18 protein-coding genes and 1 tRNA gene are annotated in these 15,427 nt (G+C 72.3%); 4 read left to right on the forward strand and 15 right to left on the reverse strand.

All coding sequences use genetic code 11. The features are described 5' to 3' along the window. Positions 1 to 31: 31 nt before the first annotated feature. The 3 genes from L1280_RS10650 to L1280_RS10660 are packed head-to-tail and all read right to left on the reverse strand — an operon-like array spanning position 32 to position 2,375. Positions 32 to 406 carry a VanZ family protein gene (locus L1280_RS10650; protein WP_371922908.1) on the reverse strand — a complete coding sequence of 125 codons (375 nt, stop codon included), beginning with the start codon at positions 404 to 406 and terminating at the stop codon, positions 32 to 34. Next, complete coding sequence (locus L1280_RS10655; protein ID WP_253582248.1) at positions 403 to 825, reverse strand: VOC family protein; 423 nt, start codon at positions 823 to 825, stop codon at positions 403 to 405. Before L1280_RS10655 ends, L1280_RS10650 begins: the two co-directional genes overlap by 4 nt. Continuing rightward, positions 822 to 2,375, reverse strand: a complete 1,554-nt coding sequence (locus tag L1280_RS10660) for a diguanylate cyclase (RefSeq protein ID WP_253582249.1) — start codon at positions 2,373 to 2,375, stop codon at positions 822 to 824. The genes L1280_RS10655 and L1280_RS10660 overlap by 4 nt, the downstream gene beginning before the upstream one ends. Positions 2,376 to 2,541: 166 nt before the next feature. Between L1280_RS10660 and plsY the strand changes: the two genes are divergently transcribed. Continuing rightward, positions 2,542 to 3,129: a glycerol-3-phosphate 1-O-acyltransferase PlsY gene (gene plsY / locus L1280_RS10665; protein WP_253582332.1), complete on the forward strand. Its 588-nt coding sequence runs from the start codon at positions 2,542 to 2,544 to the stop codon at positions 3,127 to 3,129. Positions 3,130 to 3,137: 8 nt separating this feature from the next. On the opposite strand, the gene L1280_RS10670 is transcribed toward plsY, so the two are convergent. Beyond that, positions 3,138 to 3,437, reverse strand: coding sequence for a hypothetical protein (locus tag L1280_RS10670; RefSeq protein WP_253582250.1), 300 nt, complete (start codon positions 3,435 to 3,437; stop codon positions 3,138 to 3,140). A gap of 259 nt (positions 3,438 to 3,696) precedes the next feature. On the opposite strand from L1280_RS10670, the gene L1280_RS10675 reads away from it, so the two are divergent. Further along, positions 3,697 to 4,716: an aspartate-semialdehyde dehydrogenase gene (locus tag L1280_RS10675; RefSeq protein WP_253582251.1), complete on the forward strand. Its 1,020-nt coding sequence runs from the start codon at positions 3,697 to 3,699 to the stop codon at positions 4,714 to 4,716. 52 nt (positions 4,717 to 4,768) lie between these two features. Beyond that, positions 4,769 to 5,395: a rhomboid family intramembrane serine protease gene (locus L1280_RS10680; protein ID WP_253582252.1), complete on the forward strand. Its 627-nt coding sequence runs from the start codon at positions 4,769 to 4,771 to the stop codon at positions 5,393 to 5,395. Here the strand turns inward: L1280_RS10680 and L1280_RS10685 are convergent. The 9 genes from L1280_RS10685 to L1280_RS10725 form a co-directional block, all read right to left on the reverse strand. Next, on the reverse strand, positions 5,359 to 5,826 hold the full coding sequence (locus L1280_RS10685; RefSeq protein ID WP_253582253.1) for an NUDIX domain-containing protein: 468 nt from the start codon (positions 5,824 to 5,826) through the stop codon (positions 5,359 to 5,361). The two genes, L1280_RS10680 and L1280_RS10685, sit on opposite strands and share 37 nt — an antisense overlap. Beyond that, complete coding sequence (locus tag L1280_RS10690; protein WP_253582254.1) at positions 5,823 to 6,449, reverse strand: VOC family protein; 627 nt, start codon at positions 6,447 to 6,449, stop codon at positions 5,823 to 5,825. Before L1280_RS10690 ends, L1280_RS10685 begins: the two co-directional genes overlap by 4 nt. Positions 6,450 to 6,483: 34 nt before the next feature. Beyond that, positions 6,484 to 7,746: an NAD(P)/FAD-dependent oxidoreductase gene (locus L1280_RS10695; protein ID WP_253582255.1), complete on the reverse strand. Its 1,263-nt coding sequence runs from the start codon at positions 7,744 to 7,746 to the stop codon at positions 6,484 to 6,486. A 13-nt stretch (positions 7,747 to 7,759) separates the two neighbouring features. Continuing rightward, a complete protein-coding gene (locus L1280_RS10700) occupies positions 7,760 to 8,245 on the reverse strand; it encodes a GNAT family N-acetyltransferase (RefSeq protein ID WP_253582256.1) in 486 nt (161 codons plus the stop codon). Positions 8,246 to 8,253: 8 nt separating this feature from the next. Beyond that, the gene (locus tag L1280_RS10705; protein WP_253582257.1) at positions 8,254 to 8,637 is read right to left on the reverse strand and encodes a hypothetical protein; all 384 of its coding nucleotides are present in this window, start codon (positions 8,635 to 8,637) and stop codon (positions 8,254 to 8,256) included. 5 nt (positions 8,638 to 8,642) lie between these two features. After that, positions 8,643 to 9,875 carry a class I SAM-dependent RNA methyltransferase gene (locus L1280_RS10710; protein WP_253582258.1) on the reverse strand — a complete coding sequence of 411 codons (1,233 nt, stop codon included), beginning with the start codon at positions 9,873 to 9,875 and terminating at the stop codon, positions 8,643 to 8,645. A 29-nt stretch (positions 9,876 to 9,904) separates the two neighbouring features. Further along, positions 9,905 to 10,630: a CocE/NonD family hydrolase gene (locus tag L1280_RS10715; protein WP_253582259.1), complete on the reverse strand. Its 726-nt coding sequence runs from the start codon at positions 10,628 to 10,630 to the stop codon at positions 9,905 to 9,907. A gap of 5 nt (positions 10,631 to 10,635) precedes the next feature. Next, positions 10,636 to 12,546 carry a biosynthetic arginine decarboxylase gene (gene speA, locus L1280_RS10720; protein ID WP_253582260.1) on the reverse strand — a complete coding sequence of 637 codons (1,911 nt, stop codon included), beginning with the start codon at positions 12,544 to 12,546 and terminating at the stop codon, positions 10,636 to 10,638. Positions 12,547 to 12,817: 271 nt separating this feature from the next. Continuing rightward, positions 12,818 to 12,893: transfer RNA gene (locus L1280_RS10725), tRNA-Asp, on the reverse strand. Between the two features lie 59 nt (positions 12,894 to 12,952). Between L1280_RS10725 and L1280_RS10730 the strand changes: the two genes are divergently transcribed. Continuing rightward, entirely contained in the window at positions 12,953 to 13,945 is a 993-nt protein-coding gene (locus L1280_RS10730; protein ID WP_253582261.1) for an asparaginase, read from the forward strand. A 1-nt stretch (position 13,946) separates the two neighbouring features. Here L1280_RS10730 and L1280_RS10735 read toward each other — a convergent pair whose 3' ends face one another. Together L1280_RS10735 and L1280_RS10740 are read right to left on the reverse strand one after the other, a co-directional pair. After that, positions 13,947 to 14,813 (reverse strand): hypothetical protein, encoded by an 867-nt coding sequence (locus L1280_RS10735; RefSeq protein WP_253582262.1) that lies wholly within the window; start codon positions 14,811 to 14,813, stop codon positions 13,947 to 13,949. Between the two features lie 255 nt (positions 14,814 to 15,068). Further along, entirely contained in the window at positions 15,069 to 15,365 is a 297-nt protein-coding gene (locus tag L1280_RS10740) for a DUF6624 domain-containing protein (RefSeq protein WP_371922910.1), read from the reverse strand. Positions 15,366 to 15,427: the final 62 nt, after the last annotated feature.

Raw genomic sequence — 15,427 nt, forward strand, 5'->3', positions numbered from 1 at the left:
ACCACGACTCGGCTGGGGCCGGGGGGGTTGGTCAGGGTTCCCCGTCGGTGAACTCCGGCGTTTCCGTCCGCACGGCCCTTCGCCCCAGCGCCAGCCACGCCCCCACCGCCGCCCCGGCGAGGCCGAACAGCCAGTCGCTCAGGCCCGCGTCGCGCCCCGGCACGAAGGCCTGATGCACCTCGTCGGTGGCGCCGAACCAGGCGGCGAGGACCACGGCGAGGCCCCGGCGTCCGGTCGCCCGCGCGAGGGTAAAGGCCAGGGCGAGATAGGCCAGGAAGTGCGCCGCCCAGTCGAGGGGGTGACGCAGCGGCGGGCCGGGTGTGTCGCTGCCCGAACTCAGCCACCAGATCGTCCCCATGATCAGCAGGGCCGGAAGCCACCAGCCGGGCCGGGCGGGGCGGCTCAATGGGCCGGGGCTCCCACCGGGTGCTCCACGAGTTCGATCAGGGTGCCCGCGCCCCACTTCGGGTGGAGGAAGGCGACGCGGGTTCCGGCCCGGCCCGGCGTGGGCGTCCCGGAAAGGAAGCGGGCACCCTCGCCGCGCAGCCGGGCCATCTCGGCGTCCAGGTCCGCGACCCGGTAGGCGGTGTGGTGCAGGCCGGGGCCGCGCTTTTCCAGAAAGGCGGCGATGGGGCTGTCCGGCCGGGTGGGGGCCAGCAGCTCGATCAGGGTCGCGCCCACCACGAAGGCGCGGACGCGGACACCCTGCGAAGGCACCTCCTCGTCGGGTCCCTCGGGGGCGAGGCCCAGGGCGACGTAGGGAGCACTCCCGGCGCCCAGGTCAGGGGTGGCGATGGCGACGTGATCGAGCAGCGTGACCGTCATGTCTCCCAGGCTAGCGGGTGTTCGGCGGGTTCGTCCCGGCGGGTGCCGCGCCCGGTGCCGCGCTCGCGTTTGTCCTCGTACATCCGCGCATCGGCGCGGCGCAGCGCCCCGGTCGCCCCCGGCGCGTCGCCCGGCACGGCGGCCACTCCCAGCGAGGCGTCCGCCGGGTAGCCCTGCGCCTGCACCCGCGCCACCGCCTCCCGGACCTGGCGGCGGAGCCGTTCGGCCCAGCGGGTGGGGTCGTCGCCGGGGGCGACCGGGCCGAGCAGCGCGTACTCGTCCCCGCCCAGACGGTAGGCGTGGAGGCCAGGGGCGGGCAGCCCACGTCCGAACTCACGCAGCAGGTCGTCGCCGCTGGCGTGTCCGCGCTCGTCGTTGACCCGCTTCATGCCGTCGAGGTCCACCACGCCCAGCACGTAGCCCTCGCCGGTGGCCGCGAGCCGGGTGTCGGCCTCATCGAGGGCGTCGTCGAGCGCCCGGCGGTTGCCCAGCCCGGTCAGGGCATCGGTCAGGGCCGCGTGTTCCAGCGCCTGCAGGTACTCGGCCCGCTCCAGCGCCACGCCCACGCTGCGGGCGGCGGCTTCCAGCAGCAGCCGCTCCTCCTCCGACCACGCGGCGGGTTCGCCCAGCCGCGCGAGCAGCAGCACGTAGGCCCCGCCCGGCATGTGGCGCTCCTCCTCGACCTGCACGTGCAGCCACGCGGCGCTCGCCAGCCCGGCGGTCAGCAGTTCGGGGCAGCGCCCCGCGACGGCTGCCGCGTCGTCCAGAAAGACGCGCTCCCAGCCCAGCAGGGTGGGCCGCAGCTCGCCTGCCGGGTCGAGCAGGCGCCAGCGCACCTCGGCCCCGAACCCGTCGGCGGGGGCGGAGGCGTGGTCGCTCAGGACCTCCGACGCCTGCGCGGAGAGGTGCAGCAGCCCGGCCCAGTCCAGCCGCATCGCGCCCCCCAGCAGCCGCAGCGCCCGCCGCGCCATCTCGCCGGGACTCAGCGGCTCGCCCATCAGCTCCGCGAGGTCGCGCAGGGTGTGGGCGTGGTCGCGGGCGCGGGTGAGTTCCTCGGTGCGCAGCCGCAGCTCGAGTTCGTCCACGACCATCCCGGCGAGCAGTTCCAGCGTCTCCTGCTCGGCGGGGGTGAAGTCGCGCGGCCGGGGCGCGGTCACGCACAGGGTGCCAATGCGGTGGCCGTCCGGGGTCACGAGGGGGGCACCCGCGTAGGCGACGACCGCGCCCGACCGCACCGCCGCATAGTCGCGGAAGCGGGGGTCCTGCCGGGCGTCGGGGACCACCAGCACCGCTCCCTCCTGCCGCACGGTCCAGACGCAAAAGGACTCGCCCAGGGCTGTCTCGGTCGCCTCCCCACCCAGGCAGGCCTTGGTCCACTGGTGGTCCTCGCCAACCAGATTGACAGCGGCCAGCGGCACCCCCAGCACCTGCGCGGCCAGCCGGGTGATGCGGTCAAAGGACGCCTCGGGCGGCGTGCCCAGCACGCGGTAGCGGGCCAGCGCGGCCAGACGCGCGGGCTCGGAGGGGGAGGGGGGCGGCACGGACGACACGCCCCGCACCCTAGCGGCTGGCTCCCGCGCCTGCGTGAAGACGCCGCCCGTCAAGGTGACGTGGCCTTGAGACTCGCGGCCCCGCCCCGGGGGAGGGGCTGCCCCCGAACGGGTGTCCCAGGAAGGTCGCCCCGTAGAATCGGGGGGTGATCTGCCCGTGAATCTGCTGCTCCTCGTGCCCCTCCTCGCCCTGTCCTACCTGCTGGGGTCCATTCCGGCCGCCGCCTGGGTCGCCCGTGCGCGGGGCGTGGACATCCGCCGGGTGGGCAGCGGCAACAGCGGCGCCACCAACGTGCTGCGCTCGGTCGGCAAGGGACCGGCGGTCGCTGTCGCCGTCTTCGACATCGTCAAGGGGGCGCTCGCCGTCTTGATCGCGCGGGCGGCGGGCCTGGACGACCCGCAGGCGGCCCTGTGCGGGGCAGCCGCCGTGATCGGGCACAACTTCAGTCCCTTTCTGGGGTTCCGGGGCGGCAAGGGGGTGGCGACCACCTTCGGCACGCTGGTGGTCCTCTCGCCCGCCGCTGGGCTGGGGATGGCCGTGATCGGGCTCCTGACCGTCGCCCTGACCCGGCTGGTCTCGGCCGGAAGCATCCTGGGGGGCGTGACGGCGGCGCTGATCGCCTGGATCACGGGGCAGCCGCTGTGGCTGGCCCTCCTCGTGACGGCCCTCGTCGCCCTGATGGTCTGGCAACACCGCGACAACGTCAGCCGCTTGCAGGCGGGCAACGAGCGGCGGCTGGGAGACGAGGGCTGAAGCCCGCGCTAACGGCGTTTGCGCAGGAACGACAGCCACCCGGCGGCCTGCGGGCGGCCCGGCGGGGCGAAGTCCTCCATGCGGATCTCAGGGTCGGGGAGGGGGGCCGCCTCCCAGGTGTCCCCGACGGCGACCTGCCCGCCGAAGCGGCCTGCGGCGTAGCGGGCGTGCCTGAGCTCGGCGTCCAGACTGGTGGCGCGGGGGTCGGCGAGGGCTTGCAACATGGCCTGCAAGGTTTCGTCGGCGCATTCCCAGCAGCCCTGGGCGAAGGTGGCTTCCTGACCGTAGATACGAATCCTGGCGGGCATACCGGGGCTCCCGTCTCCGGGCGGGACCTCTCCTGGGCACCCGCGCCCGGCCTTGATCTTGGCGATGCGGGCAGCATAGCGCAGCCGTGCGTCAGGCAGGTGTCCTGCCCGCGCCCCACCCTACCCTTGACCCCCCGCCCCCCGGCGGGTACCTTGCCCCCATGCGCCGCCTGACGACCCGGACTCCGTCAGGGCGGCCCCCGCGTTCCCGGCCGCCCGCGCCCCCCGCGAGGCGGAGTTTTTCTTTTAAGGAGGACCTATGCGCGTCGCCATTGTGGGAGCCACCGGAGCGGTCGGCCACGAACTTCTGCGGGTGCTGGAAAAAAGCACGCTGAACTTGGACGAATTGCAGCTCTACGCCAGCCCGCGCTCGGCGGGCAGCACCCTCTCCTTCGCGGGGCGCGAGATCACCGTGCAGGCGACCCCGGAAGGGGCCATCGACGCCGACGTGATCCTGGCCTCGGCGGGCGGCTCGATCAGCCAGGCCCTGGCCCCGGCGTGGGTGGCGGGGGGCGCGGTCGTGATCGACAACTCCAGCGCCTTCCGATACGACCCGGAGGTGCCCCTCGTGGTCCCCGAGGTCAACGGGGAGGCGGCCCTGCGGCACAAAGGCATCATCGCCAACCCCAACTGCACCACGGCCATCGCGGCGGTGGCGGTCGCGCCGCTGCACCGGGCGTTCGGCGTGCGCCGGATGATCGTCTCGACCTATCAGGCCACGAGCGGGGCCGGGCAGAAGGGCATGGAGGAACTGCTGAGCCAGACCCACAGGGTCCTGCATGACCAGACCCCGCAGGCCGAGGTCTTCGCCCATCCCATCCCCTTCAACGTCATCCCGCACATCGACAGCTTTCAGGACAACGGCTACACCCGCGAGGAGATGAAGGTGGTCTGGGAGACGCGCAAGATCATCGGGGACGAGTCGCTCCAGATCAGTTGCACCGCCGTCCGCATTCCGACGCTCCGCACCCACGCCGAGGCGATCACGCTGGAACTGGAGCGCCCGGCGACCCCCGAACAGGCCCGCGAGATTCTCCGGGCGGCGGCGGGCGTGGAGGTCCGCGACGACCCGGCGGGCAAGCTCTACCCCATGCCCCTGACCGCGACGGGCAAGTACGACGTGGAGGTCGGGCGCATCCGCTCCAGCCTCGTCTTCGAGGGCGGACTGGACCTCTTCGTGGCGGGCGACCAACTGCTCAAGGGCGCGGCCCTCAACGCCGTGCAGATCGCGGAATACCTGCAAGCGCAGGGGGCGCTGCGGGGGCGGGTCACGGGCTAAGCTCTAAGCTCGGCCCCTCCAACCCCTCACCTCCCTGCGGCAGACTGGAGCCATGCGCTCCCCTTCCCTGCCCCCGCACCGTCCCCGCTCCCTGGTGGGGGCGGCCCTGCTGCTGACGGCGCTGCTGGTCGGCGGCGTGTGGGTGCAGGAGGTCGTGGACCAGTTTGCGTTCGGGGGACGGTTGGACCTGTACGGCATCGTCCCGCGTGACCCTGCCCGGCTGGAGAACGTGCTGGCCGCGCCGTTCCTGCATGGCGGCTTCGGGCATCTGATCGCCAACACCGGGCCACTGGCGGTGCTGGCCTTTATGGGAGCGCTACGCGGAGTGGGGCGCTTCCTGGCGGCGAATGCTGTGATCATCGTGCTGGGTGGCGGGCTGGTGTGGCTGCTGGGGCGGGGCGGGAGCCTGCACCTGGGGGCCAGCCTGCTGGTCTTCGGGTATCTCGCCTACCTGCTGGGCGTGGGCTGGTGGGAGCGGACGCCGGGGGCGATCCTGGCGGCGCTGCTGGCCCTCTTCCTGTACGGCGGGGTGCTGTGGGGCGTGCTGCCCACCAATCCGCTCGTGTCGTGGGAGGCGCACCTGTTCGGCTTCGTGGCGGGGCTGGTCGCGGCGGCGTGGCTGCATGGGCGGCGGCCTCCGCGTCAGGCCAGCTCATATTCCCCACCTACGAGGTTCTGACGCACCCGCTCGACCAACTGCCCCTGCTCCGGCCAGAAGAGGGGCGGCACCGCGTCCAGAGGGCGCCATTCCAGCCGGAAACCAGGTTCCAGCGGCGTCACGCCGACTTCCTCGGTCACCCCCAGGAAAGAGCGCGTCACCTGCCAGCGCGTCCGGGCATAGTTCTGCCGCTCCAGCACGCCGAGGTCGGCCACGAGGCGCACCACCGTCAGCCCCGCCTCCTCGCGCAGTTCGCGGTACAGGGCTTCCTCGTGCGTCTCGCCGGATTCCAGCCCGCCTTTGGGAAGCTGGAAATACTCGCCCGGCTCCACGACGACGGCCACGTGCCACTCCCCACCCTCGCGCCGCAAGACCACCGCGCCCACGCTGGCCCGCTCGGGGAGGTCCGGGGGCCGGACATACCACGACCCGTCGGGCGGCGGAAGGCTCACAGGGTGACCATGCCCCCCGGCGTCTCCAGCATCGCGGACAACTCCGGCTGCGGAGCTTCGTACACCTCCACGTCGCCCGCGAGGGGCAGGGCGTCCAGCCGGGCGCGGAGGGCGTCGGGGTCGGGGGTGCCCAGGCGCAGGGTCAGCAGGCGGACCCCGGCGTCGGGCAGGCGCGTGGGCGGGGGGGGCGTGTGCCACTCGATCAGGCTGGGGACGACCCCACCCCCCGGCAGCGAGCCGTCCGCCGGAACGGTGAGCGTCCAGCGGTGCTCGCCGCGCGACAGTTCCAGCGCCTCCCCATGGTGGGAAAGGTGGACCCCCGGCAGGTCCGGCACGCGGGCGACCCAGTGAATCAGGACCGGGCCGTCCTCCAGCCGCTCCTGGAGGTCCGGCGTGTCCAGCCCGAACCAGCGCGCGCGGGTCGGAGCTGGGGCCGCCGGATTGACCGCGATGACCTCCAGGTAGAGGTCCGGCCCCAGCGACAGCAGCGCGTTGTGGGTGCCGAACCGGGCGTGCTCGCCGCCGGGCTGCGTGGGCACCCCCAGGCGGCCTTCCAGCCACGCCCGGCCTTCGTCCAGCGTGCGGGCGGCGACGACGAGGTGGTCGGGAATGGCGGCGGACATGGGACGAGCATACCGGCCCGCTGTTCCCGTTACCCTAGGCCCCGCGCGGACGGCTCATGCCCACCGGGTCGCCGAGCAAGATCGCTGCCGCCTTCTCGCCGCTTTCCATCGCGCCCTGGATGCTGCTCATGGAGGTGACCTCGGATGCGAGGAGCACGCCGGGCAGCCCGGTCGCGTGCCCTGCCAGGGTCGCGGCGTACTCGGGCGGCTGGGGGAACTGGGCGAAAGGAATGCGCTCAATGTGCAAGGTTCGCAGCCCGGCAGCCCCTCCCCCGTACCAGCGGCTCAGCTCGCCGCGCACGCGGGCGTCGAGGGCGTCGTCATCGAGGTTGGGGACTCCCAACACCGTCACCGTCAGGAGGTGGCCCCCGGCGGGCGCCCGCTCTGGAATCGCCTCGCTGACCCACTGGGCGTTGTTGATAAAACCCTCCTCGGCGTTCAGGAGCAGCCGGGGCTGGGGGTCCAGCCGGGTCTCCGAGGCGTAGTGCAGGTAGGTGCTTCCCAGCCGCCCGCGCGAGAGCGGCTCGCCGGTCAGGGCGGCGGCGGTGTCCGCGTCGGTCGCCACGAGAACGTTGGAAGCGTCCAGTTCTCCGGCGCTCGTCACCAGGGTCACGCCGCCCGGCCGGGGCCGCAGCGCGGTCACCCGCACCCCGGTCGTCACCTCCAGCCCCGCCGCGAGCTGCCGGGGCAACTCGCCCACGCCCGCGCGGGGCAGCGCCGCGCCGCCGTCCAGCAGCATCCGGAAGTAGTAGCGAAACAGCCGCGCACTCGTGTGCAGGTCCCGCCGCAGGAAGATACCCCCGAAAAAGGGCCGGAAGAAGTTCGTCAGTGCCGCCTCACTGAAGCCCTGGCGCCGCAGGTAGCTTTCGGTCGTCTCGTCCGGGCCAACGAGCAGGGTGTGGGGGGCGGGCAGCGCCAGCCGCGCGGCGAGGCGGGCCACCCGCACCTTGTCCGCCAGGGTCAGGGCCTTCGTCGTCAGGGTGGAGGGCAGGCTGGCAAGGTCCCGGCGGGGGTCCCCCACCACGTCCGCCCGCTCGCCGCGCCGCACCACGCCCGCCGGGGCGACCGGCACGAGGTCCAGCGCCGCGAGGTCCACATTCCGCCGCAGCGCCGGATACGCCGGAAAGAGCACTTGATACCCCGCGTCCAGCGTGTAGCCGTCCACCACCCGGCTCGCCACCCGGCCGCCGACATGCCCCGCCGCCTCCAGCACCCGCACCCGCCGCCCTGCCCGCGTCAACACCCGCGCCGCCGTCAGCCCGGCGAGGCCCGCGCCCACCACCACGATGTCACCCATGCAGGGGAGGCTATCAGCCGTCCCGTCCGCTCTCAGCCGCTTCCCCCAGCTCCAGCCCGTAGCACAGGCTCTCCTCCATCCCCACGTAGTACCCGTAATTGGGAATGCGCCGGAAGCCCGCCGACTCGTAAAGGTGCAGGGCCTCGGCCTGACGGTCGCCGGTTTCCAGCACCAGCCGCGTGTAGCCCAGCGCCCGCCCCCGCTCAATCAGACCAGCCAGAATTTGCCGCCCCAGCCCCCTACCCCGCGCTGCCGGGACAGTGTACATGCGCTTGACTTCGGCGCTCTCCGGGTCCAGGCGCTTGAGGGCACCGCAGGCCAGCAGCTCGCCGTCCTCCTCCACCCCCAGCAGCACGCTGCCCTCGCCCGCGAGCACGGCGGGGTCGAAGGGCTCGGTGCGCTCGTCGGTGTCGCCGTAGAGGGTCCGCAACTCGCGCTGCTGCGCGGTCATCAGGCGGGCGGCGCTGGAGTCGTTGAAGGCCAGGGGGACGAGGGGCATGGGCCAGCCTACTCCCCCGCCCCCGACGCCAGCGCCTGCCCGGACCCGTCCAGCACGCGGAAGGCGTAGCTCTGCGGCGTGAGGCGCTCCCAGGTCACCCGGAACTCCTGACACGACCCCGGCACCGCGAGCGCGGATTCGGCAGGGTAACCGCCCCGTTCCTGCCGGGTCAGTTCCAGCGTGCGCGAGAGGTCGTTGGCGCAGTGGGTCGCGGCGGCCTGCTGCACGGTGGCGGCAGCTTCTGCCGGGACGGAGGGAGCGGCGGCCAGGGCCTCCACCCGCGCTTCGAGGTCGGTCACGCGGGCCTTTAGATGGGCCACCTCGGCGCGGGCCTCGCGGTCCTGGCAGGCGGTCAGGGAGAGGGACAGGAGGAGCAGGAAGGCGCGGGGCACGGCCTCTACCGCTCCAGCACGCTTACGACTTCCACGTGGCTGGTCTGGGGGTAGAAGTCGTGGGGGGTCACGGACCCCAGCTTCCAGCCCCGGCGCACGAAGTCGCCCACGTCCCGCGCCCAGGTCGCGGGGTCGCAGCTCACGTACACCAGACGGTCGGCAGTGCTGGCCTGGATGTGCTCGCGGGCCTCCGGCTCCAGCCCGGCGCGGGGCGGGTCCACCACGATCACGTCCACGCCGAGCTCGCTGAAGCGGGCCGCGTCGCCGCTGCGGTAGGTCACGTTGCGCTCGCCGCTCAGGGCCGCCGCCTGCCGCCCCCGCGCCAGCGCTTCGGGCGCCGAGTCCAGCACGGTCACGCGGGTGAAGCGGGGCGAGAGATGCCGCCCGATGGCCCCCGAGCCGCCGTAGAGGTCCACGGCGTGCGTGCCCTGCCCGGCCAGCTCCGCCGCACGGAGGTAGGCCAGCCCCGCCGCCTCCGGGTTCACCTGCGCGAAGCCGGTCGCGGTCACGCCGACCTGCACCCGCCCAAACTGCTCCTGCACCTCGGACTCGCCCGCGATCAGGCGCACGCCCGCCCCAAAGCGCCGCCCGGCGGGTTCCGCGAGACTGACGCCGACCACGCCCGCGTCCATCAGGTGATCGGAGGCCCGCAGGAACACGCGCGGCTCGCCCGCCCCGATCAGCGCCGCGACCACTTCCCCCGTCAGGCGGCTGGCGCGGAAGGCAACCTCGGTGGCGGGGTCGAGCAGCTCGGGGTCAATGCGGTCCATCACGGCCTGAATCGCCTCCATGACGAGGGGGTCCTGGCCCACCGGCTGCGGGTCCCGGCCCCGGCGCTCGCGGTAGGCGAGGCCCGCCGGGGTCACGAGGTACTGCGCCGTGTTGCGGTAGCGCCACTCGCGCGGGCTGGGCACCGTCTCCGCGACCGGGTGCCGCAGCTTGGCGATCCGGGTCAGCGCCTCTTCCACGAAGCCGCGCTTGTACCGGAGCTGGGCGGGGTACGCCGCGTGCGCGAGGTCCACGGTGGGCAGGTCGGGGGCGTCCACCCGGTCGGGGCTGGGGGTCAGCACCCGGCGGGTCACGCCCTGGCGCACACCCCGGCCCGCGCGGACCTCGGCCTCCACCCGTTCGCCGGGCAGGGCGCCGCGCACCAGCACCACGCCGGACTCGTCGCGGGACAGGCCCAGCCCTCCGGCGACCAGTTTTTCGATTTCCAGCGTGAGCAGAGCGTCAGACATATGGGGGACAGGGTAGCGCGGGCGGGGGGTCAGGACGGCCCGAGCGTCTCCCCCACCACCCGCGCCCACTGCTCCCCGTCCGGCACGTGGGCCAGGCCCGGCACCTCCAGCAGCCGCGCCCCCGCCCGCGCCGCCAGCGTGCGCCCCAGCTCCGGCGGGCAGATGCGGTCCTCGGGGCCGATCACCACCCAGGTCGGCCCGCCGATACGCTCCGCGTGCGTGAGGGGCGAGCCGTCCACCCACTGCGCCGGGGTCAGCACCGCGTCGTAATAGCGACGCAGGATGCCCGAAGTCGTGCCCGCGTACACCCCACGCAGGTCGGCGGGCGGATTGACGGCCACGGTGCGCCCCGCCCGGTGGCCCTGCGCCGCCGCCAACAGCGCGACGAGGCCCCCCAGCGAGAGGCCCACCACGGCCGTCTGGGTCACCCACGGCTGAGCCTCTAGCCACGCCAGCGCCCGCCCGAGGTCGCCCGGCCCGCTGCGCCCGTAGTCGTCGCACCCGCCCGACCCGCGCCAACCGCGCAGCGAGAGGCTGACCCCGTGCCAGCCTGCCGCGTGGAGCAGCCGGGCTGGGGTTGCCATGTCGGACGCGTCCTGCCCCCAGCCGTGCAGCAGCAGGGCGGCGGGGGCCGGTCGGGGCTGGCGCCACAGGTAGCCGCCCAGCGTCACGTCCCCCGGTGTGTCTTCTCGTGGGGGAAGCGTGAGTCGGGCGGCGCCGGGCAGATCGGGCAGCGAGAGGCCGGGGACCTCCACCGCGCTCAGCCCTCCTCGTACTCCAGATACGTGTAGCCCAGCAGCTCCTCGCCGTAGTCCTCCAGCAGCTCCTGTTCCTGGCCGGGGGGCAGGGTGCCCACCTTGAGGGCCGCGTCGGCCTGATCCTCGATGGAGTCGCGCAGCATGACTTCCTCGTAGCCCATCGACTCGATCATGCGCCGCGCCTTCTGCCCGCGCACAAAGAGGTCGATGTGGTACTTGCCGCCGGGCCGCACCGTCACGTGCGCCTCGCTGACCTTGCCGAAAAGGTTGTGGGCACTCCCCAGCACGTCCTGATACGCGCCCATCAGGAACACACCGAGGTAGTAGGGCCGCCCGCCGGGTTCGTGCAGGGGCAGGGTGGCCTTCACATCGCGCAGGTCGATAAACTTCTCGATCTTGCCGTCCGAGTCGCAGGTGATGTCCACCAGGGTGCCCTGCCGGGTAGGACGTTCATTCAGCCGGTCCAGCGGCACGATGGGGAACAGTGCCTGAATCGCCCAGTTATCCGGCAGGCTCTGGAACAGCGAGAAGTTGCAGATGTACTTGTCGGCCAGCACCTTCTGGAGGTCTTCCAGCTCGTCGGGGACGTACTTCTCGCCCTGAATGAGCTTGGCGATCTTGCGGAGGATCGCGTTGAAGAGGGCTTCGCCGCGTGCCCGGTCGTCGAGCGTCACGTAGCCGAGGTCGAAGAGGTTGTGCAGCGTCTGCTTGTCGCCCACCGCGTCGTTGTACATCTCGCGGTAGTTGCGAGCCGAGATGTTCACCAGAATCTCCTCGAGGTCCTTGATGATCTGGTGGCTGTCCTCATTGGGGGCGGCGAGTTCTTCCAGGTCGCGGGTGGGGCCAGTCACGTCCACGACGGGCATCACCAGGACCGCGTGGTGGGCGGTCAAGGCCCGGCCCGACTCCGAGATGATGGTGGGTTCGGGCACCTCGCGGGCCTTGCAGACCTCCTGCACGGTGTACACCACGTCGGCGGCGTACTCGCCCACGGTGTAGTTCATGGAGGCGTAGAAGGTCGTCTTGGAGCCGTCGTAGTCCACGCCCAGGCCGCCGCCCACGTTGAGGTACTTGAGCTGTGCCCCGGCGGCGATCAGGCCCGCGTAGGTCTGGGTGGCCTCGCGCACGGCGACCTTGACCCGCCGGATGTCGGTGATCTGACTGCCGATGTGGGTGTGCAGCATCACGAGAGAATCGAGCATGTCCTCCTCGCGCAGCCGCTCGACCACCCGCAGCAGCTCGTAGGCGTTCAGGCCGAACTTGGCCTGGTCGCCGCCCGACTCCTCCCACTGCCCCGAACCCCGCGCGTGCAGCTTGAAGCGCACCCCGATGGCGGGCTTGACGCCCAGCGCCTTGGCCTGCTTGAGCACCCGCTCCAGCTCGGAGAACTTTTCCAGCGTGATGACCACGTTCTTGCCCAGAGTCCGGCCCCACAGCGCGAGCTTGATGAAGCCGTCGTCCTTGAAGCCGTTGCAGCACAGCAGCGCGTCAGGGTGCAGGCGCTGGGCGAGGCACAGGGCGAGTTCGGCCTTACTTCCGGCCTCCAGGCCATGCGCGTACTCGTAGCCTGCGGCGGCCACCGACTCGACGACCATGCGGCGCTGGTTCACCTTGATGGGAAAGACGCCCTGGTAGTGGCCCTCGTAGCCGTACTCGGTGATCGCCTTGCGGAACGCCTCGTTGAGGTGCCGCACGCGCCCGGCGACGACCTGCGGAAAGCGCAGGATGACCGGCAGGCTCTCGCCGCGCTCGACGATCTCGTCCACGATGGCGCGGAGGGGCGCGTGCAGGCCCGGCGAGGGGGTCACTTCCATCTGGCCCCGGTCGGAGACGCGAAACCAGCCGCCGCTCCAGTTGGGAACCTGGTACAGCTCGGCGGCGTCGGCGGTGGAAAAAGGATTGGCAGCAGTCAAGTCAGGCGTCCTCCGTGGGTAAGGTAGGCTCGCCGTGCGCGGGGTTCGGAGTCCGGACTGCGGGCTCAACGGACGCCGTGCGAAACCGGGGCGCATGATACGGCGAAATGCCCGGAGGGGTAGGGGTCCAGACGGCAATTGGAGACGCGGTCAGCGGTCAGCCGCCAGCTTCCGGCCATAGGCGTCCCGGGTGGCGGCTGACCCCCGGGTGCTGGCCGCTCAACAAGGAGGGGAGCGAGGCCCCTAATGGCACCTCGCTCCCCCCTTCTTCTGGCGGTCCGGACGGGATTTGAACCCGCGACCTACTGCGTGACAGGCAGTTATGCTAACCGCTACACTACCGGACCAGCGGAAAGAAGAGTACGGGGCGCAGGGCGGGAAGTCAAGCCGCGCTAGCCTGGGCGCCATGACAGCAGCGCAGGCCGGGCAGGTCGTCTTCACGCGTGGGGGCGTTGACGAGAGCATCCACACGGTTCACGTCGCGGTGGTGGACGGGGCAGGTGAGGTGGTTGCGGCGTGCGGGGCTGCGGGGTTGGTGACCTTTCCCCGGTCGAGTTCCAAGCCGGTGCAGGCGCTGCCCCTCGCGCTCGCGGTGCCGGAGTTGCCAGACGACGAGCTGGCGATCGCGTGTGCCAGCCACACCGGAACCCCGGAGCATCTGGCGGTCGTGGAGCGGCTGCTGGCGCGGTCGGGCAGCACGGTGGCCGACCTGCGCTGCGGCACGCACCCGCCCTTCGATCCGGGCGCGGCGGCCGACCTGATTCGCCGGAACGAGAAGCCCACCCCGCTGCACCACAACTGCTCGGGCAAACACGCGGGGATGCTGCTGGCGTGCGTCCGGCACGGCTGGCCGCGCGAGGGGTATGCGGAGCACGGGCACCCGCTTCAGGTGCGGATTCGGGAACTGCACGCCGAACTGGGCGGAGTGGCGTTGGAGGCCGTGCAGGCGGGGACCGACGGGTGCAGCGTCCCGGCCTTCGCGCTGCCGCTGGACGCCACCGCGCGGATGTTCGCCCGGCTCGCGGCGCCGCAGGGAGAACTGACCCCGGCGCTGGAACGCATCTTCGCCGCCATGACCGCCTGGCCCTTCCTGATCGCCGGACCCGGACGGCTCGATACGACGCTGATGCCCCTGGTGCCCGGCCTCGCCGCGAAGATGGGCGCGGAGGCGTTCTACGGGATGGCGCTGCGGGAGACTCCGCGCGGCCCGCTGGGCGTGGCCTTCAAGGTCGCGGACGGCGGCGAGCGGGCGCGGCCCCACGTCGCCCTCGCGGTGCTGGAGGCGCTGGGCGTGTCCGTCACCCCAGAGATGCGGACGCTCGCCCCCGCCACGCTGAGCAACTGGGCCGGGCGCGGAGTGGGCACGGTGGAAGCCCACGTCGGGCTGACCTGGGCGTGAGTCAGCGCCGCGTGGCCGTGAAACTCAGCTTGTAGGAGGTGCAGTCGTCGGCCTCCACCAGAAAGGTGCCCTGCGCCTGGGTGGCCGACACGAATCGCCCAGCGAACTCCCAGGCGAGGTAGGGGGCGGTGGCGCGGCGGTTGAAGGCGCCCGCCTGCACGGGCACGTTGCCGGGCATCTCGCCCAGTTCACCGATCAACCGGGCGTTGAGCTTGGCGCCGCTGCTGCTCAGCGAGTCGCGGCAACGCCAGTAGCCCGTCATGCGGACGTTGGTGATCGTGCGCCCGTCGGCCGCCACCTGAAAGCTGATGCTGGTGCCCTTGAAGTCCCCGGTCAGGTCGCCCGTGTAGGTGCCGGGCCGGGGCGTCACCCCGGCAGCGGCGGCGGGGGTGGGCGAGGCCGGACGGGCAGCGGGGGCCGCCTGCGCCTGGGCGGCCCGCAGTTGGCACCAGCCCAGCACCACGCTCTCGTCGTCGAGGTAGAGCAGGCCCACGTAACGGTTCGCCTTCTCGGTCAGGCGAAAGGAAAGGGCGGTGGTGCCGTCCTCCTCGACCTCGTCCAGCGTCTCGAACACGAGGCCCCGCTTGCCGAACTGTGTGCCCAGATCGTCCACGATCCGGTCCGCGAGCTCTGGATCGTTCCAGACGAGGTATTCGCTCGCCTGACAGGTGCTTCCTTCTTCCCGCGCCAGCCCACTCAGATAGCTCCCGAACTCGCGGGTGGCGGCGGCGTCGGTGACCCGAATGGCCCCCGGCGTCACGGGCAGACGCAGGAGGGTGGAGGAGGGCGCCGGTCCCTGCTGCGCCGGAGCGAGAGTCACAAGGGTCAGGCCAAGGGTGAGGGCGAGGGTCAGCCGCAGCGTGGTCATGGGTCCCTTCCTTTCCGTGGCCGCACCTGCGGGCCACGCCCGCACCTGTCCCGGCGGGTGGCCCGCTGGCATTGTGACGGTGGCCTCACTTTAAGGCCACTCGCTGTCCTGAATTCCCTCCCCCGGCGGCCCATTACGGGGGGGGGCCGTCCGCAAAGTCCCCACATAGTCCTCCAGCGGCCCCAGTCCCACCCCGGCCCCCCGCGCGTCCACGTCACCCGGTTCCAGCGGGAAGGGCTGACCGTCCGGCCCCACTTAGGTCCCGTAGCGCTGCGGCCTGCCCTCACGGATGCAGATGCGGTCGTACAGGGAAGCGGCGTGGGCGGGGTCCACCTCGCCGGGGGGCTGGGAGCGCCACAGCGCCAGCACCTCCTTTTGAAAGGCCAAGTCGGGCGAATGTGGCGCGAGCAGCCAGACCGCCGTCGCTCCGTCCTCCCCCACCCGCGAGCGGCCCGGCCAGTCTTCCCGCGCCACAGCCTCCCGCAGTACGTGGATCGAAGGCGAGCCACGCCGCCGCGTCCACCGGACCGGAGCGCAGTTGCTGGTCCTCAGTCATCCGCCAGAGAAGCCATTTGCGGAGGTTGGCGAAATTCGACTCGCATACCTTGACCCCC

This window comes from Deinococcus sp. HSC-46F16, assembly GCF_024171495.1.
Taxonomy (GTDB): domain Bacteria; phylum Deinococcota; class Deinococci; order Deinococcales; family Deinococcaceae; genus Deinococcus.

Bases quoted from the DNA above. Each gene is read 5' to 3' on its own strand.
- L1280_RS10655 (WP_253582248.1), bottom strand. From the start codon at position 825: ATGACGGTCACGCTGCTCGATCACGTCGCCATCGCCACCCCTGACCTG.
- L1280_RS10670 (WP_253582250.1), bottom strand. From the start codon at position 3,437: ATGCCCGCCAGGATTCGTATCTACGGTCAGGAAGCCACCTTCGCCCAG.
- L1280_RS10675 (WP_253582251.1), top strand. From the start codon at position 3,697: ATGCGCGTCGCCATTGTGGGAGCCACCGGAGCGGTCGGCCACGAACTT.
- L1280_RS10680 (WP_253582252.1), top strand. From the start codon at position 4,769: ATGCGCTCCCCTTCCCTGCCCCCGCACCGTCCCCGCTCCCTGGTGGGG.
- L1280_RS10690 (WP_253582254.1), bottom strand. From the start codon at position 6,449: ATGTCCGCCGCCATTCCCGACCACCTCGTCGTCGCCGCCCGCACGCTG.
- L1280_RS10695 (WP_253582255.1), bottom strand. From the start codon at position 7,746: ATGGGTGACATCGTGGTGGTGGGCGCGGGCCTCGCCGGGCTGACGGCG.
- L1280_RS10700 (WP_253582256.1), bottom strand. From the start codon at position 8,245: ATGCCCCTCGTCCCCCTGGCCTTCAACGACTCCAGCGCCGCCCGCCTG.
- L1280_RS10710 (WP_253582258.1), bottom strand. From the start codon at position 9,875: ATGTCTGACGCTCTGCTCACGCTGGAAATCGAAAAACTGGTCGCCGGA.
- L1280_RS10730 (WP_253582261.1), top strand. From the start codon at position 12,953: ATGACAGCAGCGCAGGCCGGGCAGGTCGTCTTCACGCGTGGGGGCGTT.
- L1280_RS10735 (WP_253582262.1), bottom strand. From the start codon at position 14,813: ATGACCACGCTGCGGCTGACCCTCGCCCTCACCCTTGGCCTGACCCTT.